The 24,420-nt window shown below is 44.0% G+C and carries 21 protein-coding genes; 18 read left to right on the top strand and 3 right to left on the bottom strand.

Translation table 11 applies throughout. The annotated features are described in order from the left end of the window. The first annotated feature begins 218 nt into the window (after window positions 1-218). From ACEN82_RS16685 to ACEN82_RS16670, 4 genes are all read left to right on the top strand, one after another. Window positions 219-656: a MarR family winged helix-turn-helix transcriptional regulator gene (locus ACEN82_RS16685; RefSeq protein ID WP_413322428.1), complete on the top strand. Its 438-nt coding sequence runs from the start codon at window positions 219-221 to the stop codon at window positions 654-656. Window positions 657-683: 27 nt separating this feature from the next. Then, on the top strand, window positions 684-1,943 hold the full coding sequence (locus ACEN82_RS16680) for an MFS transporter (protein ID WP_413322429.1): 1,260 nt from the start codon (window positions 684-686) through the stop codon (window positions 1,941-1,943). Between the two features lie 19 nt (window positions 1,944-1,962). Next, a complete protein-coding gene (locus ACEN82_RS16675) occupies window positions 1,963-2,523 on the top strand; it encodes an isochorismatase family protein (protein ID WP_413322430.1) in 561 nt (186 codons plus the stop codon). Between the two features lie 210 nt (window positions 2,524-2,733). Continuing rightward, entirely contained in the window at window positions 2,734-3,390 is a 657-nt protein-coding gene (locus tag ACEN82_RS16670; protein ID WP_413322431.1) for a phosphatase PAP2 family protein, read from the top strand. 166 nt (window positions 3,391-3,556) lie between these two features. On the opposite strand, the gene ACEN82_RS16665 is transcribed toward ACEN82_RS16670, so the two are convergent. Continuing rightward, window positions 3,557-4,912 carry a hypothetical protein gene (locus ACEN82_RS16665; protein ID WP_413322432.1) on the bottom strand — a complete coding sequence of 452 codons (1,356 nt, stop codon included), beginning with the start codon at window positions 4,910-4,912 and terminating at the stop codon, window positions 3,557-3,559. Window positions 4,913-5,285: 373 nt separating this feature from the next. On the opposite strand from ACEN82_RS16665, the gene ACEN82_RS16660 reads away from it, so the two are divergent. Next, entirely contained in the window at window positions 5,286-6,107 is an 822-nt protein-coding gene (locus tag ACEN82_RS16660; RefSeq protein ID WP_495643986.1) for a patatin-like phospholipase family protein, read from the top strand. Window positions 6,108-6,304: 197 nt separating this feature from the next. Then, window positions 6,305-6,709, top strand: coding sequence for a VOC family protein (locus tag ACEN82_RS16655; protein ID WP_413322272.1), 405 nt, complete (start codon window positions 6,305-6,307; stop codon window positions 6,707-6,709). A 96-nt stretch (window positions 6,710-6,805) separates the two neighbouring features. Here ACEN82_RS16655 and ACEN82_RS16650 read toward each other — a convergent pair whose 3' ends face one another. Both ACEN82_RS16650 and ACEN82_RS16645 read right to left on the bottom strand, forming a co-directional pair. Further along, window positions 6,806-8,125, bottom strand: a complete 1,320-nt coding sequence (locus tag ACEN82_RS16650) for an SGNH/GDSL hydrolase family protein (RefSeq protein ID WP_413322271.1) — start codon at window positions 8,123-8,125, stop codon at window positions 6,806-6,808. 19 nt (window positions 8,126-8,144) lie between these two features. Beyond that, entirely contained in the window at window positions 8,145-9,368 is a 1,224-nt protein-coding gene (locus ACEN82_RS16645; RefSeq protein WP_413322270.1) for an OmpP1/FadL family transporter, read from the bottom strand. A gap of 215 nt (window positions 9,369-9,583) precedes the next feature. Here ACEN82_RS16645 and ACEN82_RS16640 point away from each other — a divergent pair, with 215 nt between their 5' ends. The 12 genes from ACEN82_RS16640 (at window position 9,584) to ACEN82_RS16585 (ending at window position 23,652) form a co-directional block, all read left to right on the top strand. Then, window positions 9,584-10,471: a helix-turn-helix domain-containing protein gene (locus ACEN82_RS16640; protein WP_413322269.1), complete on the top strand. Its 888-nt coding sequence runs from the start codon at window positions 9,584-9,586 to the stop codon at window positions 10,469-10,471. A 514-nt stretch (window positions 10,472-10,985) separates the two neighbouring features. Next, window positions 10,986-12,782, top strand: coding sequence for an acyl-CoA dehydrogenase FadE (locus ACEN82_RS16635; protein WP_413322268.1), 1,797 nt, complete (start codon window positions 10,986-10,988; stop codon window positions 12,780-12,782). Window positions 12,783-13,091: 309 nt separating this feature from the next. After that, the gene (locus ACEN82_RS16630) at window positions 13,092-13,835 is read left to right on the top strand and encodes an electron transfer flavoprotein subunit beta/FixA family protein (protein ID WP_413322267.1); all 744 of its coding nucleotides are present in this window, start codon (window positions 13,092-13,094) and stop codon (window positions 13,833-13,835) included. A 173-nt stretch (window positions 13,836-14,008) separates the two neighbouring features. Then, window positions 14,009-14,986, top strand: a complete 978-nt coding sequence (locus ACEN82_RS16625) for an electron transfer flavoprotein subunit alpha/FixB family protein (RefSeq protein WP_413322266.1) — start codon at window positions 14,009-14,011, stop codon at window positions 14,984-14,986. A gap of 12 nt (window positions 14,987-14,998) precedes the next feature. Further along, window positions 14,999-15,442: an acyl-CoA thioesterase gene (locus tag ACEN82_RS16620; RefSeq protein ID WP_413322265.1), complete on the top strand. Its 444-nt coding sequence runs from the start codon at window positions 14,999-15,001 to the stop codon at window positions 15,440-15,442. Window positions 15,443-15,526: 84 nt separating this feature from the next. After that, on the top strand, window positions 15,527-15,796 hold the full coding sequence (locus ACEN82_RS16615) for an acyl-CoA-binding protein (RefSeq protein WP_413322264.1): 270 nt from the start codon (window positions 15,527-15,529) through the stop codon (window positions 15,794-15,796). Between the two features lie 241 nt (window positions 15,797-16,037). Then, a complete protein-coding gene (locus ACEN82_RS16610; protein ID WP_129568879.1) occupies window positions 16,038-16,490 on the top strand; it encodes a DUF2147 domain-containing protein in 453 nt (150 codons plus the stop codon). A 38-nt stretch (window positions 16,491-16,528) separates the two neighbouring features. Next, complete coding sequence (locus tag ACEN82_RS16605; RefSeq protein ID WP_413322263.1) at window positions 16,529-18,907, top strand: 3-hydroxyacyl-CoA dehydrogenase/enoyl-CoA hydratase family protein; 2,379 nt, start codon at window positions 16,529-16,531, stop codon at window positions 18,905-18,907. 26 nt (window positions 18,908-18,933) lie between these two features. After that, on the top strand, window positions 18,934-20,109 hold the full coding sequence (locus ACEN82_RS16600) for an acetyl-CoA C-acyltransferase (RefSeq protein ID WP_373614385.1): 1,176 nt from the start codon (window positions 18,934-18,936) through the stop codon (window positions 20,107-20,109). 30 nt (window positions 20,110-20,139) lie between these two features. Then, window positions 20,140-21,954, top strand: coding sequence for an AMP-dependent synthetase/ligase (locus ACEN82_RS16595; protein WP_413322262.1), 1,815 nt, complete (start codon window positions 20,140-20,142; stop codon window positions 21,952-21,954). 3 nt (window positions 21,955-21,957) lie between these two features. Next, on the top strand, window positions 21,958-22,734 hold the full coding sequence (locus ACEN82_RS16590; RefSeq protein WP_413322261.1) for an enoyl-CoA hydratase/isomerase family protein: 777 nt from the start codon (window positions 21,958-21,960) through the stop codon (window positions 22,732-22,734). A gap of 6 nt (window positions 22,735-22,740) precedes the next feature. Further along, window positions 22,741-23,652, top strand: coding sequence for an SDR family oxidoreductase (locus tag ACEN82_RS16585; RefSeq protein ID WP_413322260.1), 912 nt, complete (start codon window positions 22,741-22,743; stop codon window positions 23,650-23,652). The last annotated feature ends 768 nt before the right edge of the window (window positions 23,653-24,420 follow it).

The raw sequence follows: 24,420 nt of genomic DNA, 5'->3' as shown, positions 1-24,420 counted from the left end.
AAATTACGAAAACGAACCGTTGATTAAGGACGATTACGTTGATTGCGCTGATTTTTTTGATGATCAAAGCGGTCTCCGAACCTAATTATGTTAAGTACGCTAATCAAAATCAACACAATCAGCGAAATAAAAAAAATCAACGGTCAGGTTTGACATTGTGCTGATAAAACAATCCCTATATTTGTAAGGTAAACTTACAAGTTTAACTGATTAATTGTATGAGCGACGAAAAAGAGATTCAACTGGCTTCCGAATTGAGGTTTATCATAGGGAGGCTTAGTAAAAAGATTAGGAAGACTTCGGCTACTGCTGAAAAGCTTTCGCTTACCGAGCGGTCGACCATGGCGCTGATCTTTCAGCATGAAGAGATCCTGCCCAATGAGTTGGCAGCTATGGAGAAGATCACCACGCAATCCATGTCTCAGATCCTGAGTAACCTGCTTAACCTTGGGTTGATCAAAAGGCGCATTTCCGAGCTGGACAAGCGTAAGGTGATTATTTCACTATCGGAAGCTGGGATCAGCCTCATCTACAAATCCAGGAGTGAAAAGGATGAATGGCTTAACCGTGCGCTCGAAACTACCTGTACTGCCGAAGAGCAGGCAGTTTTAAAGAAAGCCCTTGCACCCCTGGCCAAACTTGTCGACTTTGATTAATTAATAAAAACTGACAGAAAGAGATAGATGAGTAAGATAAGTACATTCAACGCTTTTAAAAGCCGCAACTATCGCCTGTATTTTGCCGGGCAGTCAGTTTCGTTACTGGGCACCTGGATGCAGAAAACCGCTGTAAGCTGGGTGATCTATTCGCAAACGCACTCCAAGTTTATGTTGGGGCTAACCTTGTTTGCAAGTTTGTTCCCCTCGTTTCTTTTTTCGTTTTTGGGCGGTGTGGTTTCTGACAGGTATAACCGCTTTAAAGTATTGTTGTTTACGCAACTGGCTTCCATGGTACAAGCCATTTTGCTCACCGTGCTGGTGTTTTTTGGGTATTATTCGGTTTGGGCTATCATGGCTTTGACTGCTGTTTTAGGACTGATTAACGCATTTGATGTTCCGGCAAGACAATCGTTGGTATATGAAATGGTTGATGATAAATCCGACCTGCCTAATGCGCTTGCCCTTAACTCTTCCATGGTGAACCTGTCGCGGTTAATAGGGCCGGGGATAGCGGGCCTGATTATTGAAAAATTTGGCGATTCGGTTTGTTTTGGGGCCAATGCTCTGAGCTTTATTGCGGTAATTGGCTCATTGCTGATGATGCGTTTGCCCGAATTTATGCCCAAGCCCCACGGTAAAAACGTATTTGCCGATCTGAAGGACGGCTTCGAATATATCCGGAATACACCCACTATTATGTTTATGCTACTGATGCTTGCGTCGATAAGCCTGTTTGTACTACCATTCAGTACGCTGATACCGGTTTATGCTAAGGATATATTTAAAGGAACGGCGTCAACATTTGGGGTGATAGATAGTGTAATAGGGCTTGGCGCTTTTAGCGGCGGCATTTTCCTGGCCTCATTAAGTGCCAGTACCGATCTTAAAAAGATCCTTGCAGTTAATACAGTAATATTTGCGGTGGGGCTGATAGCATTCTCACATATGCGCAACTATCCCGTGGCGCTATTTTTCTCAGCTATTATCGGTTTCGGTATGATGTCGCAGGTTACCATTGGCAATACCATTATCCAAACTACTGCGACTCCCGAAATGCGAGGCCGGGTAATCAGTTATTATGCTATGTCTTTTTTTGGGATGCAGCCGCTTGGTGGACTGCTTATTGGCGCAGTTTCACAAAAGATAGGCGTGCCCGATACCGTTATGGCCGAAGGTATGATAGCACTGCTTTTAGGGGGTTTACATTTTGCTTTTTTAAGGCGCAGCAGGCTTAAAAAGAAAACTATGGAAGCCATGCAGCAGCCCGCCGAAGCAATTTCTTAACATTAAACAATCAACTACCATGATAACTACATTAGATCAAAATACAGCACTGGTGCTGATAGATTTGCAGAAATACATTGTACAGCTTACATGTGCCCACCCAATGGCCGGCATTTTGGAAAAGTCGGCTCAATTGGTTGAAGCCTTTCGCAAGGCCGGTAAGCCTATTGTCGTTGTTCATGTAGAACCAACCGGTGTGGCTTTTAAAACCAGGCGCGACAACAATAGAAACAGCATGACCGAACTCCCCGCCGATTGGAACGAAATTGCGCCTGAAATTGAGACCGGGCCAACAGATATTTTTATCACCAAAAAAACCTGGGGCGCTTTTTATAATACAGGTCTGCACGAAGAATTGCAAAAAAGGGGCGTCACGCAAATTGTACTGGCCGGCGTAGCCACCAGCATAGGTGTTGAAGCTACTGCCCGCTCGGCCAACGAGCATGCCTACAATATAGCCTTTGCCAGTGACGCCATGACCGATATGTTTCCCGAAGCGCATGCCCACAGCTTTAAATACATTTTCCCGAGAATAGGGCAGGTGGGTACTACCGCCGAGATTATTGAGAAGTTGGGATAGATGAGGGTTAAGTGTATAATAGGACACATCTTTGCTTTGTATCTACCCTTAGTTGAAGAACCCAGACTTACGAAGTTTCAAAAGTTTCGTAAGTCTTATTCTTCTGGTCATCCATTCTTTGTGGTTCTACTGTTTCGGCGAACAAACAATATCCATGTTATAGGCATTTATAGTTAAATTAGCAGTGTGGATATTGCTGCTAAACCGCCTATGAAAAAGATCTCCCCGCTTAAATTCCTGGTAGTTTTAATTCATTTGCAGGGATTGTTGATTTGTTTTGCGGGCGAAGCTTTTGCCCAGGCCGATTCGGCGAAAGTTACCGTGAATAGTCTTGCATTTATTCCCCCCGCTGTTCAGCGCTGGGACGACCGTGTCATGATCGATCTGCAAAATCAACGCACACCCGGCCAAACAGGTTTTTTCATATTCCTGAGCAAGAATGTTTTGTACGGCGATATCGGGATCCCGGCGGGCTTACTGGTAGGAGGTATTGCAAGCAATAATAAAGAAATGCGCCAAAACGCAGGTTATGTAGCCAGCAGCACGGCCATATCATATGGTTTTATGCTGCTGATCAAGCATCTGGTGAAAAGGCCGCGGCCATTTATTCAAAATATCAATATCACGCCGGTTTACCGAGCGGGCGGTACCTCGTTCCCCTCGGGGCATACTTCATCAAGCTTCGCTACGGCTACGGCTTTATCGGCGGCTTATCCTAAATGGTATGTGATAGCGCCATCTTTCTTTTGGGCGGGCGCCACCAGCTATTCAAGAATGTATCTCGGTGTTCATTATCCAACCGATGTGGCAGCCGGGCTAACAGTAGGGGCGGGAAGTGCGGCGGCTATGTCGTTTTTGAAAAAGTAGAGGTAATTTATCGCCTGAAAGTCTTTTAGTTATGATTTAATCGCTATCTTTAGTTATCAATTGTCAGATATATGATTGCCATACTTGATTTTTTAGCTGGATTATTACTCACCGACTGGAAGCGTATCCAGAGGCTTAAATGGAACCGCAACAGCTAAGTATACACTTAGCTTCCCGGCATTTTCCAACTATCTTCGGTTAAAACAGGATTAAACTCGATAGAGGTCGTGTTTGACACCAGTTTGTTTTTTCCGTCGGATGATTCGGTGGTAGCAGGATAGGTGATGCCATTGGCTTTTGTGAAATCTTTGTAGATAGAAATATTAGCAGGCGCTGAATTGATGGAGTAAGCATTTCCTTTCAGGCTATAATCACTACCAATCAGGTACAACAGTTTATTCTTACTTCTGTAAAAAGTGACGATATAATCATCGCCCGATGCGGATACTGTGCCTGTAAGGAAAGAGCTGGTTAGTTTTTTATGCAAGCCCAGGATCCCCTGGTACAGGCTTAAGGTTAGTTCGTCTTTTTCATCCTGCGTTAAAGGCTTTTTTGTGCCGTTCATCCATTGCCAGCCTTCGTTTCCGTCCAACTGTTTTACCAGTAGTAACTTCCCGTTCTGCCTTACTTCTGCACGGATCCTGTTATTAAGGATATCGGTTAAAGCGATAATTTGCATGTTACCTGTTACTGTGGCCGTTTCCCTAACAGTTGTTAACTTGTCTATGTTTTCGCCACCATAGTGTGCCCTGAGTTGGGTAAGCAGATTGGCTGGCGCAGGCAGGCCGGTTGTTGCAGGTTTACTTGTATTTGTCTTTGAACTAACGGTTGTTCCTTGTTTAATTGCAGGCTTTTCTTTGTCATCCTCGTTTCTGAAATAGAATTCACCATTCAACAAAATCAGGTCTTCTTCATTTGGCGGACTGTAAAAGAAGCTTTGTTTGGCAACAGTGCCATTACCAAATGTTAAAGTTATTTCTCCATCGCCCAATTTATAAGTTCCACTGGTTTTACCGTTTTTTTCAAATTTACCACCTATAGTACCGCCCACTGCATCACCCGTTACACCAACAACGCTCGACCGTTCTGTTGAAAAATTTCCTTTACCATCAAAATAAATTAAATCAGAAGAAAAAGCGCCCACCGCCGGCATTCCCGTACCTATTCCCCCACTGGTGGAAGCGCTTCTTTTTTCATACAGCCCGGCAGGGATAACAGTTACTTTTTTAACCTTATACAAGGTGTGTTTTATCCCTGCTGTACTTTCAAGGTGTCCATTAGCTGCCAGTTTATATTTTTTGCTTTCGTCGCCGTTTTTAAATGTGAGTTGTACAAGGTTGTTCTTAACTGTGTAAGAACCGCTGGATTTCGTTTTCCAGTCCGCCTGGCTCAATGCGTTATTGAAAGTGCCATCGCTCCGGAAACTGATCACGATATTGTTGATCTGCATGCCGTTAAAAGGCGTGTTGTATAACTCTGCACCAATGTATACGCCATTGAGCGTCGGTGATTGTGCGCACACTAAAGAGGTTTTTATAATAAACAGGCACAGGAAAAGGAGAAGGTTTTTCGTCATCGGGTAATAGCCCCGAAAAACTGTACCAAAGAACCTGTAGTAAAATTAATTTTCCGTTAAATCTTTAAAAGATATGATATTTTCTTCGGTGAGATAAATACGTATATGATATATTGATTGTATTCTTATAACAAAAAACAAGGGCGGCACCATTTGGTACAGTTGATGTATAGAAATTATGCCATCTGTCGTCCGGCGAATAAGATTAATAAAGTTGATCATTAAAAAAATTAACATTATTTAAATTAAAAAAGTAATATCTTGACCTCAACGGTCCGATGATTTTCCCGGGTAACGGACTGGTGATAACCTATATAAAATGAATACAAATATTGATCAAAACGGCTCAAGAAAGATAGGATTAGTGTTGTCTGGCGGGGGGGTAAGAGGGGTGGCTCATTTGGGGGTGATGCAGGCCCTAACCGATTATGGTATCAAATTCTCGCATATCTCGGGCACAAGTGCAGGCGCAATAGCTGCGGCTTTTTTTGCAGAAGGATATACCCCAAAAGAAATTTTACGCATCATCAAAGACAACAGCCTGCTTAAATTGCTGCGCCCGGCGTTTGGCAGCAACGGTTTGATCTCAATAACACATACCAGGGTATTGATTAATAAATATATTCCGCATAATTCCTTTCAAAGCCTCAAAACACGTGTTACCATTCCGGCCGTTGACATTGGAGAAGCAAAGCTGGTTTATTTTACCGAGGGCGAGTTGGATATAGCGATTTTGGCGTCATGCTGTTTGCCGGGCATTTTTAGGCCCATCATCATTAACGATCATATGTTTGTTGATGGCGGCATACTCAATAATTTTCCGGTTGAACCATTGGTGGGTAATTGTGACCTGATCATAGGTTCATGCTGTAACCATTTACCTGTTGTTTCAACAATTAAATCATTTGTGAACCTGGTTGACAGGGCGGCCATGATAACGATTAATTCGGGCCTCAATGCGCATAAAATGTTGTGCAATATAGTTATCGAGCCGCGTGGCTTGGGTGGTTATGGTATTTTTGATACCGATGCCGCCGAAGAAATTTATATGATAGGGTATGAAGAGGGTTTAAAAACCATCAACAGCAACGAAAAGTTAAAAGAGGTTATACAGGCTCTAAAAAGTAAAAAACCTATCTGAAAACGATACAGCACTGTAACGAAAGATTGACAAAGTAGTGGGCAAAAATCTGAAAACGGATTTGGTAATGTTTTAAAATAGATGGAAATTGCTCAAAACGTTGTACATCATAAAGTATTTATTGATGTTAATAATCTTTAAGATGTGTACAAATTTCTCTGTGTTATAGCACCTTAATCATACAAACTCAATAAACTATGAAAAAAGTAACGGGCCTTGGAGGCGTATTTTTTAAATGCGACGATCCGAAAGGTATGAACGAATGGTATGTCAAAAACCTTGGACTGCCTTCCGGCCAGTACGGAACAACGTTTGAGTGGCGGCATGCAGATGATCCGTCGAAAATAGGGTCCACCTCCTGGTGTACGTTCCCGCAGGATACCCAATATTTTAATCCGTCGGCCAAGCCGTTTATGATTAATTACCGGGTAGAAAATATCGTTGCGCTGGTAGATGAATTAAAAAAAGATGACGTAACCATTATTGACGAGATTGCTGAGTATGATTATGGCAAATTTGTTCATATTCTCGATCCGGAAGGGAACATTATTGAGCTTTGGGAGCCAGGCGATGAATCTGAACCGGATAGTGCTGCGGGATAAATTTAGTTCTAAGTCGAAAGTCTTGAGTTTTAAGTTAGGATTTATCCCTATCGACTTAGAAATCAAGATTTTCGACTTAAGACTTCTGACTAACGATCAGGGAAACTTAACCCCGTTATAATCTGATATATTCACCTGTGGTATTGATGAATTATATTTATCATTAATGGCTTTGATAAATTCATTGGCCACAATTGCATACCCGCGCGGTGTAAGGTGTACTCCATCCAATGAGAACAGACCGCCGCTGATGTAATTTGAGTTAACGCTTACACCGTCAACCACCATCCCGTTCAGTTTAATATTTTGCAGAAAGGTATATGCATCAAATACAGCCAGGCCTTTTGCCGCCGCTACAGATTTTATGGTGGTGTTATAAGAAGTTACATAATCCCCGGTAAGAGCAACTTCCTTTTCGTCAAGTACATATTGGTTATCTATCGGCGTATACGGCGTTAAACCGTAAGGCAGGTTACCAACAGGAGTTGCAACCGGCTGCCCGATCTTGCTTGTGGGGAAGGTAAGTACGATAAGATCGTTAGGCGTCGCTACGCGCGGCGCATAAGTACTGCCAGAAACCAGCGCGTTGATATACAATGCTTTTGCATTTGGATTGGCTTTTTGTACGCCAGCCAGTATTGCAGAAACGGTGATGGTATTAAAATAAGGTATTGAGGTTACATCCGGTACGGTTGCAACTACGCCTTTCTGTCCCTTGGCAGTGAGGGTGTTGATCAATACATTATACAGAGCAGCAAAAGTATTTTTGTCTGTCAGCACGTCGCCGGCCCCACCGGATGTGGCGTAACTTAAAGCGTCATTGTTCCCCAGCCAGTTTGAGAAGAAAGTGAATGGCTTCGACATTACAAAATTGAGATAAGTGGTGGAATTTGTTGGCGCGTTACCGGGCAACAGTCGTTCAAAATACCCGTTAAGGTTGCCATAAGGTGCGTAGGTGATATGCATCAGCTTAATGCCGGGCACACCGTAATTATTGATATCGCCGGTGTATTTGGTATATAAAGTCACGTTTCCGAAGCCGGGTACAGGCAATAAGCCGCGTACTGCCAGATTGGTAGTTACAGGAGTTGTAATCGGTGTGCCATCGGCATTAAAACCGGTAAGTGATAAATACCCGGACCCATTTGCCTGGGCCGTGCTGAATAGCGGCTGCGTAAATGTACCCCCGCCCACCGACTGCATTTGCTTGCCGATGATGCTGGGATAAGATACTTGCTGACCTGCAAGGTATAAGCCCCCATCGGCATAACCGGCAGTGAGCGAATTACCCAACGCAATGTATCGTGAAAAATCAACAGAACCTGCGGATGGTTTTGGCGTATGGATTTCGGGCTTGCAGGCACCTAATAACAGTAACCCTGCAACAATATAAATATGTAGTTTAAACGTTTTCATGAACTGATTTCTTTAAGGATTACCAATGATAGGCTAATGAGATACCTGGTATGTAAACATCGGTTTTAAATGTTCCCGATAATTGCGATTCGATATTGGTTTGCGTGCGCTTCATTAGGTGCTCGTACTCAAAGGAGATATCTATATCCAGGCGTTTGGCTACGGTATAACCTAAGCCCAGGGTACCATAAACCCGGTTGGCATCCGGCACTTCGGGAGTTACATAGCCATCCAAAACAGCGGTGCCGCCATAACCGCCGCCAAAACGCAGGGCCAGTTTATCGGTAGCCTTATATTGAGCGCCCCCGCGTAAGCTAAATGCCTGTTGGTAATTCCGGGCGGAGTGGGTGTCCTGTAATACAGCCGTATTGTTTTTATAATCAAACGATAGCGTTTTGTAACTATCCCAGTTAACCAGATTAACATCCAGGGCCAATATCCATTTGCTGCTGGGGTAAAAGCCGAAACCGATGGAGTTAGTGGCGGGCAGGGGTATGGTTGAACTAAAGGTATTGGGCTGAGGGAAACTGCTTTGCAGCGATGCAGGCACAGTAAAAATAGCGTTCCCTGCCGAAATTGTGGTATTTACCTGCGACCGGTGTGTGATCCCTATGGTAATACCTGCTTCCGTTTTGAAGTAAACGCCCGCGTTCCACCCGTAGCCTTTGCCGCCGCCTTTCAACCGGGCCTGTCCTGGGTCGCCGCTGCTGTTTGCAAGTGGGATGGCCCGCGTCAGATCAACGCTGCCATGGTTGTAAACAAAGCCTCCGCCGATACTCACCCAGTCGGCCAGTTTTATACTTAATGTTGGTTGAATATAAATAGCTTTCAGGTCGAGGCTTTCCAGTACATATTTGCCTTGCCAGGTATTGCCCCAGTCGGTTAAGCCGCCAAAAGGAGTATAAACGCCAAGCCCCAGTTTCCAGAAGGAAGATTTGGGCCCCCATACCGCATAAGCATGGAACGGGGTAGCAACTTTATTGGAAGTATGGTCCTGTATTGAGGTTCCGGCGGGGTTGAAAACAGATTTGAACAGTAAGGGGCTTATTCCTCCCTGTATGTAATTTTCGGGCAGCATGGCTACCGCGCCCGGGTTAAAAAATACGGAAGCGCCATCCTGTACGATACCCGTACCTGTATGGCCCATTCCTATTTGCTTTTGCCCCCCCAGGTTCACCTGGAAACCCTGGGAAAAAGCTAACAGCGGTGCTGCGGTGAGCACCAATAGTAGAATTTTTCTCATAAAAATATAATTGGTTCGTGACAGGAAATTGCTTGTAGGTTACAATTTGAAACTGTCAGGGATAAAATTAGTTTGGATTAAAAAGAAAAAAAGGGCTATAATGCGGAGATATTAGTCAAAAAGTCGGATAAAGCTTAATTTTAATACCAGATAAGAAAAGTTGCTTTACAATCGTCTTTAATAAATAAATAGTTAAAATTATATATCTAAACTATATGAATAATAAAGTTGGACAATTAAGCCTGTCGAAATTTGCAGATCTGTATGCAGACAAGCTGGCTGGTGCCGATTTTTTTGTTGTTGACGAAAAGCAATTATTGAGCCTGAGCGAATATCCTTATCGTTCGGACGGTTATATTATAGGCATTTGTACCCGGGGCACAGCCAAAGTAGAAGTAAACCTGCAGGTTTACGATGCCCGGCCGGATGCCATGCTTCTGGCAACCCCCTTTCATGTTTTGAGGATCTACGATAGCAGTGCCGATTTTTTATGCCGGTTTGTTGTTTTCAGCAAAGCTTTTTTAATCGAAAATAATGCTAATAGCCATTTCCTTGAATCATTCAGTTATTTCAACAGCGCGTCTATCCCGGTAATTTATCCCGGTAATGCCGATGCCAAAATGATACTGGAAATTTATTTATTGATCCAGTGCAAATTAGCGCGCGAAGGGCATCCTTATGATGTTGAAATATCCAGGAGCATATTAATGACGCTGCTTTACGAAATACAGGCCATTTACGAAAAGCAACACCTGATAATAAAAGGTAAACAAACCAGGAAACAGGAACTGAATGTACTTTTCCAGTCCCTCATTTTCCATCATTATAAAGAACATCGCAGCGTGCAATACTATGCCGACGCGCTGTATGTATCTCCCAAACATTTAACCGAAACCATTAAGGAAGTAACCGGGCGAACCGCGGGCGAATGGATAGACGACGCGGTAATATTGGAAGCCAAAGTATTACTGAGGAATCACGAGATCAGCATCGCCCGCGCCGCCGAGAGCATCCATTTCCCCGACCAATCATCGTTTGGCAAATATTTTAAGAAACATACCGGCATGTCGCCTTCTGACTATAGAGCGATATCTGCGCATTGATTGTTGTCGTTTAGACAAAAACATCTCATTGCAAATAACGATCAGGGGACCCGGAAAAATCGTGATAACGTATAAAATATTTTTTAGCGATGGTGCGAGGGGTTGCGTTAGGGATGGGAGCGGATACCGGCCTGTGGCTAAGGCCTGTGTAGTATGAGCGTACAGCCCGGGCCGCAGGCAACGCCATAAATAATGCCGATCCGGTCGTGTGTTTGATAATCAATGACTTAAAACGGCGCCATTATAGGCGGAGTGTGATAATACACAGAAGTGTACCCATCTCATGTAACATGCAAAGCCATCGCGCACAAAATAAACTAAGGGATAGGTTAATCTTTCTATCAATGACATTTTTTTCCTCTGAGCACTTCTGCTTTACCGTTATACCACATTTTTCAAACCTGATCATCCCCTCTTCTTTCCGACTTTTTGACTAATATCTCCGCATTGCTGCCCTTTCTTTGGCTTCATAATGCTTCTAATTTTACTCCTGATTATAAACCAATAAAACTTTATGAATGCTACAGAACCGATGAAAGCCATAAAAGGAGGGGAGTTTCTGATCAGGGAGACTTCCGCGGAAAGCGTTTTTATTCCTGAAGAATGGAATGAAGAGCAGTTGATGATCGCCGAAACATGTACCAATTTTTTGGCACAGCAGGTAACACCAAATTTGCAGCGCATTGACGAGCAGGAAGAGGGATTAATGCGTCATTTAATGGACGAAGCAGGTGCGCTTGGATTGTTAGGTATATCTGTACCGGAAGAGTATGGCGGTTTTGGTAAAGATTTCAAAACGGCCATGCTGGTTACAGAAAAGTTAGGTGCAGGCCATTCATTTTCGGTTGCTTTTTCGGCGCATACAGGTATAGGTACCCTGCCTATATTATACTACGGTAATGATGCCCAAAAGCAAAAGTACGTCCCCAAACTGGCCAGCGGCGAATGGAAGGGGGCTTATTGCCTTACTGAACCTGCTGCAGGTTCAGATGCCAATTCGGGTAAAACCAGAGCAAAACTTTCGGCCGATGGTAAGCATTATCTTATCACCGGTCAAAAAATGTGGATCACCAATGCTGGTTTTGCCGATGTGTTTACGGTTTTTGCCAAGATAGATGACGATGAAAACCTGAGCGCGTTTATTGTTGAAAAGGATTTTGAAGGTCTTTCGCTCAATACGGAAGAACACAAAATGGGGATTAAAGGGAGCTCAACGCGCCAGGTGTTTTTTAACGATTGCAAAGTGCCGGTTGAAAACCTCCTTTCCGAAAGGCAGAATGGTTTTAAGATAGCAGTCAACATCCTGAATCTCGGCCGCATCAAATTAGGCGGCGGCACCGTTGGGGCCAGTAAGGATGTGATCACCTCATCGGTACGTTACGCCAATGAACGGGAACAGTTCGGTCGCGCTATTTCCAAATATGGGGCGATAAGATATAAACTGGCCGAACAGGCTATCCGTACTTACGCGGCAGAATCGGCCGTGTACAGGGCCAGTCAGAATATGGAGGAGGCTACAGAAATGTTAATCGCTTCCGGCCTTGATGAAAACAAAGCTAAACTGAAAGGCACTGAGCAATTTGCCATCGAAGCGGCGATCCTTAAAGTTCATGCTTCGGAGGTTCTGGACTATGTAACCGATGAAGGTGTGCAGATCTATGGTGGTATGGGATATAGTGCCGAGGCACCGATGGACAGGTCGTACCGCGACTCGAGGATCAACCGGATTTTTGAGGGCACCAATGAAATTAACAGGTTATTAACCGTTGATATGACGCTGAAACGCGCCATGAAGGGTGAGCTTGACCTGATGGGACCGGCCCAGAAAGTAGCCGGTGAATTGATGAGCATCCCTGATTTTGGCGCAACCGAAGAAGATGGCCTGTTTACTAAAGAAAAGAAATACATAGCCAATTTTAAAAAAGCCATATTGATGGTAGCCGGTGCGGCTGTTCAAAAACTAATGATGCAATTGAGTAAAGAGCAGGAAGTATTGATGAACCTGGCGGATATGCTGATTGAGCTGTATGTAAGCGAATCGCTGCAATTGAGGGTAGAGAAATTGGTTGGCTTAAGAGGAGAAGAAGCGTGTAAGGAACAATTGGATATGATGCGGGTGTACATCAATGACGCGGCCGAACATATTGCAAAATCGGGTAAAGAAGCACTAAACTCATTTGCCGAAGGCGACGAAAGAAGGATGATGCTCATGGGACTAAAGCGCTTCACTAAAACCGAAGACATCAATACCACCCAGGCACGCAGAAATATCGCTGCAAAGCTCATTGCAGAAAATAAATATTGCTTTTAGTGCTTCACCACTTTTTTATTGTTGTGGGAACACATCATTTCAAACAAAAGAAAATGTCATTTCGAACCCTTGAAGGGCGGGAAATAACGGGGCAAGGGTGAGAAATCTTATATGAGATGTGCGGGTTAAAATAGGGCGTAGAAGATTTCTCCTCACCGGCTGGAGCACGCCCTTCAAGGGTTCGTTCGAAATGACATAATTTTTCCATTAATAATTAAGTCATTAAAGACGTGCACGAAGGGGAAAATCTCACGATCCCCGCGTTTATTTTTCCGAATAACATCAACCTAAAAAAACAAAATTCTGATAATGAAAATATTAGTGTGTATAAGCCAGGTGCCGGATACCAGCACCAAAATTGTATTAAAAAATAATAATACTTCTGTTAACAGCGATGGTGTTACTTATGTGATCAACCCGTATGATGAATGGTACGCGTTGATCAGGGCTATCGAATTAAAAGAAAGCGGTATCGCCACCGAAATTCATTTGATAACCGTAGGTAAGGCCGATGTTGAGCCCGTGATCAGGAAAGCATTAGCCCTGGGCGGCGACGAAGCTGTCCGTATTGATGCTGAGAGCCATGACCCTTATGAAACGGCTCATTATATAGCCGAATATGCCGCCGGGGTTGGTTATGACCTTATTTTATGCGGCAAAGAATCTATCGATTACAACAATGGCACTACAGGCGCCATGCTGGCCGAGTTGCTTGACCTCGATTACATTGGTTTTGCAACCGGGATTAGTATAGAGGCCAATACTGCTGTGATAAATCGTGAAATAGAAGGCGGTGAAGAAACAGATGCCTGTAATTTACCGCTGGTTATTTCCTGCCAGAAAGGTGTTGCCGAAGCCCGCATTCCCAATATGCGCGGCATCATGGCAGCACGTACGCGTCCGTTAAAGGTCATTACGCCTTCAGGAATAACTGCTGTAACCGAAATACTGTCATATGAATTGCCGCCTGCCAAGGCCGGTATCAAGCTGGTAAGTCCGGATGATATGGATGAACTGGTAGAGCTGTTGCACACAGAGGCTAAGGTTATATAATGTCAATTATTATTAAATGTAGAGACGCATAATTGCGTCTCCCGAATGCAAATTATGGCAATTGAAAAAGATAAGTAAAGCCGCTTGCCCTGCGGGAGACGCAATTATGCGTCTCTACCCGAAAAACTTAAATAGTTTTTAAACAGTTAACTTCTAACTAAAAAAACAAAGAAATGTCTGTAATAGTATTGGTAGAACATACCGGAGGAATTATAAAAAAACAAAGCTTTGAGGCTGTGCAGTATGCCGCGCAGATAGCTGGAAAAATGGGCACTACGCTAACTGCCGTTGCTTTAGGCAGTATTGCCGGAGCTGAAATGGAAAACCTTGGCCAGTACGGTGCTCAAAAAGTGCTGCACGTTGCCGATGGCCGGTTGGACGAGTTACACTCAAGGGCATATGCCAGCGCGTTAATAGCCGCGGCACAAAAGGAGAATAGTAAAGTAATTGTAACTCTTCATGATATCAGGGGCAGGGCGGTAGCGCCGCGGGTGGCTGTAAAATTAAAAGCAGGCCTGGTGGCCGGTGCGCTTTCGTATCCTGATACAGACAATGGGTTTGCGATTAAAAAGGCTGTGTTTTCGGGCAAGGCTTTAGCCTATGTAAATATTTTAAGCGACGTAAAGGTGATTATGCTGATGCCTAACACTTTCCCGGCGAAAAAGGAGGAGGGTAAGGCGATTGTTGAGCAACTGGATGTTAGCTTTAGCGAAAAGGATTTTGGCGTAAAAGTGAAATCGGTAAATAAAGTGACCGGTGAAGTCCCGCTCGCCGATGCCGAGCTGGTTGTTTCGGGAGGCAGGGGTTTAAAAGGCCCGGAAAACTGGGGCATACTGGAGGATCTGGCAAAAGAATTGGGTGCCGCCACAGCCTGCTCGCGCCCGGTAGCCGATTCGCACTGGCGGCCGCATCACGAACATGTGGGCCAAACAGGTGGCACTGTTCGTCCAAATCTGTATATCGCGGTGGGCATATCTGGTGCTATTCAGCACCTGGCGGGAGTAAACGGTTCAAAAACTATTGTTGTGATTAATAAGGATCCGGAAGCACCGTTTTTTAAAGCCGCCAATTATGGTGTTGTGGGTGATGCGTTGGAGATTTTGCCTCGACTAACAGCAGCTGTTAAAAAGTTCAAGGAACATCATCAATAAATAATCAAGGTTATGGAGTTTTTTTATGAAGGACAGGTGCTGTGGTCGCAGATAGATTCGAACCAGCACATGCGGCATTCTGCTTATGCTGATTTTGCGGCGCAGGCCCGGATAATTATGCTGGAAAACCTGGGCTTAAAGCTGCCAACACTTTATGAATACAAAATAGGGCCGGTATTATTCAGGGAAGAGATGATTTATCTCAGAGAAATAGGGATCAATGAGCAGATCGGAGTAACCTGTGAGCTTATCAAATCCCGGCCTGATGGTTCGCGCTGGGCAATCAGGCATGAACTGTACCGGGGCGACGGTGTTAAAGCTGCAATCGTAAATGCCGAAGGTTCATGGATAGATATGGAAAAGCGTAAGTTGGCCATATTGCCCTCCGAACTAAGCCAGATGTTTATGAAGGCGCCACGGAGCAGCGATTATGTAGAAGATGTGAACCCGGCCTGAATAATTTAATATAGCAATTAACCGAAACTAATAATCAGCTTTAAGCTTTATGCCTTCCGCTTTTAGCTTTTATATAATTTAACTATGACTGATCTAAATAGTGCTTTTGAAGAAGCAGTTAAACAAAGTAAACAATTGCCCTCAAAGCCAGATAATGAAACATTATTACGCCTGTATAGTTTATATAAACAAGCAACGGAAGGCGATATAAATACAGAAAACCCTCCGGGTATGTTTGATTTTGTAGCTAAAGCAAAATATGATGCCTGGCTAAAACAGAAGGGCACTACCGCCGATCATGCCATGCAGCAATATATCCAGCTTGTAACGCAGTTATCAAATAAAACCAGTTAACTTTAATTCCGAAATATTGACAAATGTTTCCGCCGTTTAGACCTTTATAAAGCGCCGCAGAAATAGATATTTGTTATTATAAACCATCCCGGTAACTATGCCGGGACTAAATTATTTAACCATTTTATAATTCTACTCTGTCTCTTTTTAGGTGGCTTCTGATACCCGTTTTGATATGGGGTAAATGCGACAGATGATCTAAAAACCGACTTGTTTTTAACGATAAAAAACACCTAAGGCAATGTCAGCATCAAAAAAACATTTCACCCGTTTTGTATTAATCCTGCTAACAATTGTGGCGGTAAGCATCAACGCAAAAGCGCAAACCGATAAAATTGAAGGTTTATGGTACAACGATGTAAAAACCGCCAAAATCCAGATCACTAAAGAAAGCAACGGTAAGTTTTATGGTAAGGTGGTATGGCTTAAGGAACCATTAAAAGATGGGAAGCCGAAAGTTGACGAAATGAATAGCGACGAAAAATTGCGTTCAAGGCCGAGGCTGGGATTACCCGTATTGGCCGATTTTGTAAAAGACGGCGATAACAAATACTCGGGCGGAACAATTTACGATCCTAATAACGGCAAAACATACTCCTGCAAAATGACCTATAAAGGTAAAACCCTGGATATCCGCGGATACATTGGTATTTCGCTTTTCGGGCGGACAACAACCTGGTCGCGGGCAGAGTAAACTAAAGATAAGAGTTTTAATAACACAAGCAGATACTAATGAATGCTAAACGAATTATAAAAAAGGTTGCAGTATTGGGGTCGGGAGTAATGGGCAGTCGTATAGCCTGCCACTTTGCAAATATCGGCGTACAGGTACTGTTGCTTGATATTGTACCCAAGGATGCCCCGGCAGATAAAAAAACGCGGAATAAAATTGTTAATGACGCGCTGGACTTCGCGTTAAAGTCAAACCCCTCGCCCATCTACCTTAAATCATTCGCAAAACGTATCATAACCGGCAATTTTGAAGATGATATGCCCAAAATTGCGGATTGCGACTGGGTGATAGAGGTAGTAGTTGAACGGCTGGATATAAAACAACATGTCTTTGAAACAGTAGAAAAATACCGGAAACCCGGCACGCTGATCACTTCCAATACATCCGGTATCCCGATACATTTAATGGCCGAAGGCAGGAGCGATGACTTTAAAAAATATTTCTGTGGAAGCCATTTCTTTAACCCTCCCCGGTATTTAAAATTACTGGAGATCATTCCCACAAAAGACACCTTAGCGGGCGTTGTTGATTTTTTGATGGACTATGGCGCAAAATATCTGGGGAAAACTACAGTATTAGCTAAAGATACGCCGGCATTTATCGGTAACCGCATCGGGGTTTTCAGCATCATGAGTGTGCTGCATTATGTGGAGCAAACCGGTATGACGGTTGAAGAGGTTGATAAACTGACAGGCCCTGTAATAGGTCATCCAAAATCGGCCACCTTCCGCACCAATGATGTGGTGGGTTTAGATACGATGGTACATGTTGCCAACGGTCTTTACAAAAACGCGCCCGATGATGAGGCAAGGGAACTATTTAAAATCCCTTCATTTGTTGAGGGAATGCTAAAAAATAACTGGCTGGGCAGTAAAACCGGCCAGGGTTTTTATAAGAAGGAAAAAGGCGAAGGTGGAAACCAGTTTTATGCGCTCGATCTGAGAACGCTTGAGTACAAGCCCTCTCAAAAAGTAAAATTCGCCTCGCTTGAAACTACAAAGGCGGTTGATAACTTAAAAGATAGGCTCAGGATCCTGGTTACAGCAAAAGACAAAGCCGGCGATTTTTACCGGGCTACCTTTTATCAGTTATTTGCCTATGCCAGTAACCGCATTCCCGAAATAGCCGACGAACTTTATAAAATAGACGCAGCCACGAATGCGGGCTTCGGCTGGGAACTGGGCCCGTTTGAAAAATGGGACGCGCTTGGTGTTGAGGATACGGTAAAAGCCATGGAAGCCGTGGGAAACAAACCGGCCCAATGGGTATATGACATGCTTGTGGCGGGTGCAAAAAGCTTTTATAAAATAGAAGATGGCAAACGCCTGTATTATGATATTCCGTCGAAAAGCTACCAGGTGATTCCTGGTACCGAAGGCCTGATTTTGCTCAGTAATATCCGGGAAACAAATACGGTGTGGAAAAATAGCGGTACTACCATTACAGATATCGGTGATGGTATTTTGAACCTGGAATTTCATACCAAAATGAATACAATAGGCGGCGAGGTGATTGAAGGCATCAATAAAGCCATCACCCTTGCCGAGGCAAGCTATAAAGGTCTGGTTATATCAAACGAGGGCGCAAACTTTAGCGCAGGGGCCAATGTGGGTATGATATTTATGATGGCCGTTGAGCAGGAGTTTGACGAGCTCAATATGGTGATCAAGGCTTTCCAGAACACGATGATGAGGATCCGTTATTCAGCGATCCCGGTGGTCATAGCACCTCATCAAATGGCCCTGGGTGGTGGCTGCGAAATGTGCCTGCATGCCGATAAGGTAGTGACACATGCCGAGCTATACATGGGTTTGGTTGAGTTTGGTGTTGGCTTGATTCCCGGAGGCGGGGGCACAAAGGAATTTGCCCTGCGCCTGTCAGACGAACTCCAGGAAGGCGATATAGAACTCAATAATTTCCGCGACCGTTTTTTAACCATTGGTCAGGCAAGAGTATCCACTTCGGCTTATGAGGCTTTTGAATTTGGCTATCTTAAGAAGGGCAGGGACATAGTGGTAGTATCGCGCGACAGGCTACTTGCCGAAGCTAAACAGCAATGCCTGCAGATGGCGAACGAAGGGTACATACAGCCTATTCCACGCGAAGATATCAGGGTACTGGGCAAACAGGCTCTTGGTTTGGGTTATGTAGGGGCCAATACCATGTACAGCGGTAATTACATCAGCGAGCACGATGTAAAAATTTCGCAGAAACTGGCTTATGTGCTTTCGGGCGGTGATCTGTCCCAGCCTTCAATGGTTAGCGAGGAATATTTGCTGGGGTTGGAGCGTGAAGCCTTTGTTTCGCTTTGTACCGAAAAGAAAACGCTTGAACGCATTCAATCCATTTTAACCGGTGGAAAAGTGTTAAGGAACTAATTTTTTAAGTATAAAATCTCAATAAAATGAACGCATATATAGTGGCAGCCAGCCGCAGCGCTGTTGGAAAAGCTACCCGGGGCGGGTTTAGGTTTACCCGTCCGGATACGCTTGCGGCGGATGTGATCAGGCATCTGCTGGCATCAGTGCCGAATGTTGATAAAGAACAGATTGATGATGTAATTGTAGGCAATGCTACACCCGAAGCCGAACAGGGATTGAATGTTGCGAGGCTGATTTCATTAATGGCGCTTGATACCGATAAAGTACCCGGCATGACGGTGAACCGCTATTGCTCATCGGGGCTGGAAACAATTGCCATAGCATCAGCAAAAATACACAGCGGTATTGCCGATTGTATTATTGCGGGCGGTGTGGAAAGTATGAGCCTGATCCCGATGGGGGGCTGGCGCATTGTACCTAATGCCGATATTGCCCTTGCCCATCCTGATTATTACTGGGGCATGGGCCTTACCGCCGAAGCTGTTGCTAAAGAATATCATATTGGCCGCGAAGAGCAGGACCAGTTTGCTTATAACTCCCACCAAAAAGCCATCAATGCTATTAAAGAAGGCAAGTTTAAAGATGAAATAGCGCCGGTAAATATTGTGGAAACCTATGTAGATGAGAGCGGCAAAAAAGCGAAAAGGGAATTTAAGATAGATACAGATGAAGGTCCGCGCAGCGATACCTCAATTGACGCCCTGGCTAAGCTTAAACCGGTATTCGATGCAAAGGGAGTGGTTACCGCCGGTAATTCGTCGCAAACCAGTGATGGGGCTGCGTTTGTGATGGTGGTTAGCGAACGTTTTATGAAACAGAACAACCTTAAACCTATTGCCCGGCTGGTTAATTACGCCGTTGCAGGCGTGCCGCCGCGCATTATGGGGATAGGTCCGCTTGTTGCCATTCCTAAAGTGTTGAAAATGGCAGGGATGAAACAGCAGGATATCGATTTGATAGAATTGAATGAAGCTTTTGCTTCACAATCACTGGCCATAATAAAAGAGCTGGAGCTTAATCCCGACATTGTAAATGTAAACGGCGGTGCTATATCGCTTGGTCACCCGCTTGGTTGTACCGGCGCCAAACTTTCTGTTCAGCTTTTTAACGAATTGAAACGGCGGGAGAAAAAGTATGGCATGGTTACCATGTGTGTAGGCACCGGGCAGGGTGCGGCGGGTGTATTTGAACTATTATAGGAATTTACCTTTATCTAAACCATTGCAAGCATGGAAAAGGCGACAAGATTGTTTGATTGCATGATTACCCAGGCTAAGGAGCCTAAGGTGGATCTTTTGAATGCGAAGGAGAATGGTTCCTGGAGGTCATACAGCACCCAAGAAGTGCATGCCATGATCAACCAGCTATCCGCGGCCCTGTTGGCCCTGGGAGTTTCAGGCGGTGACGGCACTACCGAAGGCCGTGATAAAATAGGTTTGATAAGCAACGGCAGGCCTGAGTGGATCATAACCGATCTGGCAGTACAGCAAACGGGTGCCATATTGGTCCCGCTATACCCTAATACAGGGACTAAAGAAATTGAGCAGATCCTGAACGAGGCCGGAGTTAAATATGTATTTGTAAGCAGTAAAGATTTATGCGATAAGGTTAAGGAAGTTCATTTAAATATCCCCTCGTTAAAAGGCATATTTACTTTCGATAACATCGACGGCTGTGATTATTGGGGCACATTGCTTAAGCCATTGCCAGAAGGTTATCAGCAAAAAATACAGCAGATAAATGATCAGATCACCGAAGATGATGTGGCAACCATCATTTATACTTCGGGCACTACGGGCCGGCCAAAAGGGGTAATGCTTACGCATAAAAACATCATGACCAACGCCTCGGCATCCGGCGACATTCTTAGCCGGATCCCCGTTACAGAAAAACGTGCTTTGAGCTTTTTGCCCCTGAACCACATTTTTGAAAAGATGTGTACCTATGTTTATCTGTACTACGGTTTTTCTATTTATTACGCCGAAAGTATGGACACCATAGGCGCAAATATGAAAGAGGTAAAGCCTTCACTTTTTACCGCCGTGCCGCGCTTGCTCGAAAAAGTGTTTGAGAAAATTATGGTGCAGGGGCAGAAACTAACCGGGATCAAAAGGAAGATCTTTTTCTGGTCGGTAAAACTGGCCGAAGCTTATGAAATTAATAATACCAGCCTACCGTATAAGATCAAACTGGCCATAGCCGATAAATTGGTTTACAGCAAATGGCGTGCTGCTATAGGCGGAAATATAAAAGCCATCGTAGTCGGCAGTTCGGCCTGCCCCATTAAGCTGGAAAGAATTTTTACCGCTGCCAATATTGTGATTATGGAAGGTTATGGGCTTACCGAAACATCGCCTGTAATTGCTGTTAACTGTTATGAAAAAAGCGGGAGGAAATTTGGCACCGTAGGTCGTTTGCTTAGCGGTGTACAGGTGAAGATAGCCGCCGATGGTGAGATCCTTTGTAAAGGTCCGAATGTGATGTTAGGCTATTATAAAAACCCTGAACTAACGGCAGAGGTACTGGAAGACGGCTGGTTCCATACCGGGGATATAGGCGAACTGGACAACGATTCGTTCCTGAAAATAACAGATCGTAAAAAAGAGATCTTTAAAACTTCTGGCGGTAAATACGTGGCCCCGCTACCCATCGAAAATAAGATGAAGGAAAATTATTTTATTGAGCAGATGATGGTTGTTGGTGCGGAAAAGAAATTTGTCGCGGCGCTCATTGTACCATCTTACACCCATTTAAAACCCTGGTGTAAGGAAAATGACATCACTTTTTCATCCAATAGTGAATTAGTTAAAAATGCGAAGGTTATTGAGCTTTATCAATCCATTATCAATAACTATAATCCCGAATTTAACCATGTTGAACAGGTGAAGAAGATAACCTTGCTCCCCAATGAATGGTCGATAGATAGCGGTGAGCTTACCCCAACAGGTAAAATGAAACGGAAAGTGATCACCGAAAAATACAAAACCGAGATAGATAAAATGTATCCCTGCGAAGTAAGTGAGGACCCAACCCTTGTAAATTAACCGATGAATACATTTCAAACAACAATACAGGGTCGATTGGTAGTGATTTCGCTTGACAGGGGGCGGTCGAATGCCATCAGTCATGAAATGGTTAAAGAATTGGCGGCCTGTATCAAAACATTGGAGCAAGATGACAACGTGGGCGGGATTATCTTAACCGGTAAGGAAGGCTTTTTCTCGTCGGGGATCGACCTGATTGAGGCTTATGATTATGATGAAGCGCAAAGCCGCCAATTTTGGGTGGATTTTTTGGCGTTACAAAATACTTTAGCCGCTTTCAGGAAACCTTTGGTAGCTGCTATTAGTGGTCACAGCCCGGCTGGCGGCTGTATATTAGCCATTTGCTGCGATTTTCGGGTGATGGTAGAAGGAGCATTTATCATCGGCTTAAATGAAGTTCCGGTTGGTATTATTGTGCCTGATAGTGTTTTTAATTTATATGCATTTTGGCTTGGTCAGCGTAAAGCTTATCAGTATTTAATAGAAGGTAAGCTGCTTAAGGTAAACGAAGCACTGGAAGCCGGGCTGATTGATGAAGTTGTTTCACCAGATAAGTTAATGAACGCTGCAATAGAAAAAGTAACAGCTTTTATGAAATTGAACCCTGTTACCTGGACGGAAAGTAAATTGAATTTGCGAAAAGAGTTGATAGGGAAACTAAAGGCCGACCAAACCGATACGCTTGATAAGATGCTGAAGCAATGGTGGGCGCCCGAAACCAGGCAAGGCCTGCAGATGATGATCCAGAATTTAAAATCAAAGAATACAGCTGTTAAATAATTGACGATGACTGATCCGACGATTCCAAATAGTTCCGTAAATCCAAACGCCGCAACTGCCGGTGGAATGTTAAGAGATAATGCTTTAAAAGGAAAAACCATCATTGTAACCGGCGGCGGAACAGGTTTAGGTAAGGCCATGGGGACTTACTTTTTGCATTTGGGCGCTAACCTGGTAATTACCAGTCGCAAATTGGAGGTGCTGCAACAAACTGCAGCCGAAATGGAAGCCGAAACCGGGCGTAAAGTATTGCCAATAGCCTGCGACGTGCGGAAGTACGACCAGGTTGAAGCAATGCTGCAGCAAGCTATTGAAACATTTGGGCAGGTTGATGCACTATTGAATAACGCGGCCGGTAATTTTATTTCGCCTACGGAGCGTTTATCGGCAAACGCTTTTTCGGCTATCATTGATATTGTTTTAAAAGGTTCGGCCAATTGTTCGCTGGCTTTGGGCAAATATTGGATCAGGGAAAAAATGCCCGGAAACATCCTGAATATCATAACCACTTATGCTTTTACAGGTTCGGCTTATGTTGTGCCCTCGGCCTGTGCAAAAGGCGGTGTGCTGGCCATGACCAGGTCCTTAGCCGTTGAGTGGGGCAGACATGGCATCCGTGCCAATGCAATTGCGCCGGGCCCATTTCCCACCAAAGGCGCATGGGAAAGATTATTGCCCGGAGATATGGCCCAAAAGTTTGATTTCAAAAACAGGGTGCCGCTTAAACGTGTAGGCGAACACCAGGAGCTGGCTAACCTAGCCGCTTTTTTGGTGTCCGATTATTCAGGATACATTAATGGCGAGGTGATTACCATCGATGGGGGAGAATGGCTGCAGGGTGCCGGTCAGTTCAGCGGGCTCGAAATGATACCGGATGAAATGTGGGATGATATTGAGAAAGCTACACGGTCGGCGTAGGGGAAATTATTATTGGGATGGCTAAATAAAAAAGCCCTTAGCGAACCGCTAAGAGCTTTTAAGATACCGTTTTCTTATAAGGGCTGGAGAACCTCAATCTAAACAAGTTTTAATTCCTTAATGCGTTGAAAATGCTTTTTATTTAGTGTTACAATCGGCCGCTCATTTACGATGCAGGTTGCTGCAATAAAAATGCCCCTGAATCTATTAATTGATTGGTTGATTTTAACTGATGGTAAATTTGAGCTGCTTTCGCAGCTACTTCTGCTGTAAAAGGTAAAACAGAAATATCTTCGGTTAATATTTCACATCCTCTTCTTTTTCTGCCTTGGTAGCGCCCATGTACAATTCGTATAGTGAAACTGCATAAATGTATAATTCAGTGTTATCACTAATTTTATACAAGGAGTAGCTAATTTGTCTTTGGCACGAAGATATTCTATAAAAATTCCCATATCAATTACCATTCTGACGGAGTGAAACTTTCAAATGCATTTTTGCTTTCGTCAAAAGCATTCAGGTTCCAACCTTGTTTTTTATTGAGATTTTTCTTGTTATTATTTAAGTTATTTAATTGTTATACAGGTATTTGTGTCTGTTTGTTATGAGATTTTTTGCGGATGCCGGCCGCGATTGTGTATTTGGGATTACTAACTTTCTAATTTCACAACATACCAATTTGCGCTTTGCCAATACCTGGCGGCCATCAAAATCTCACTTTATGAAAACAGAAAACCGGGCACATTCCCCGCCTTAATGGCACTCATT

Source organism: Mucilaginibacter sp. Mucisp73 (assembly GCF_059491465.1).
The sequence above is the reverse complement of the archived record's forward strand: the minus strand, read 5'-3'. Positions and strand labels throughout refer to the sequence as shown.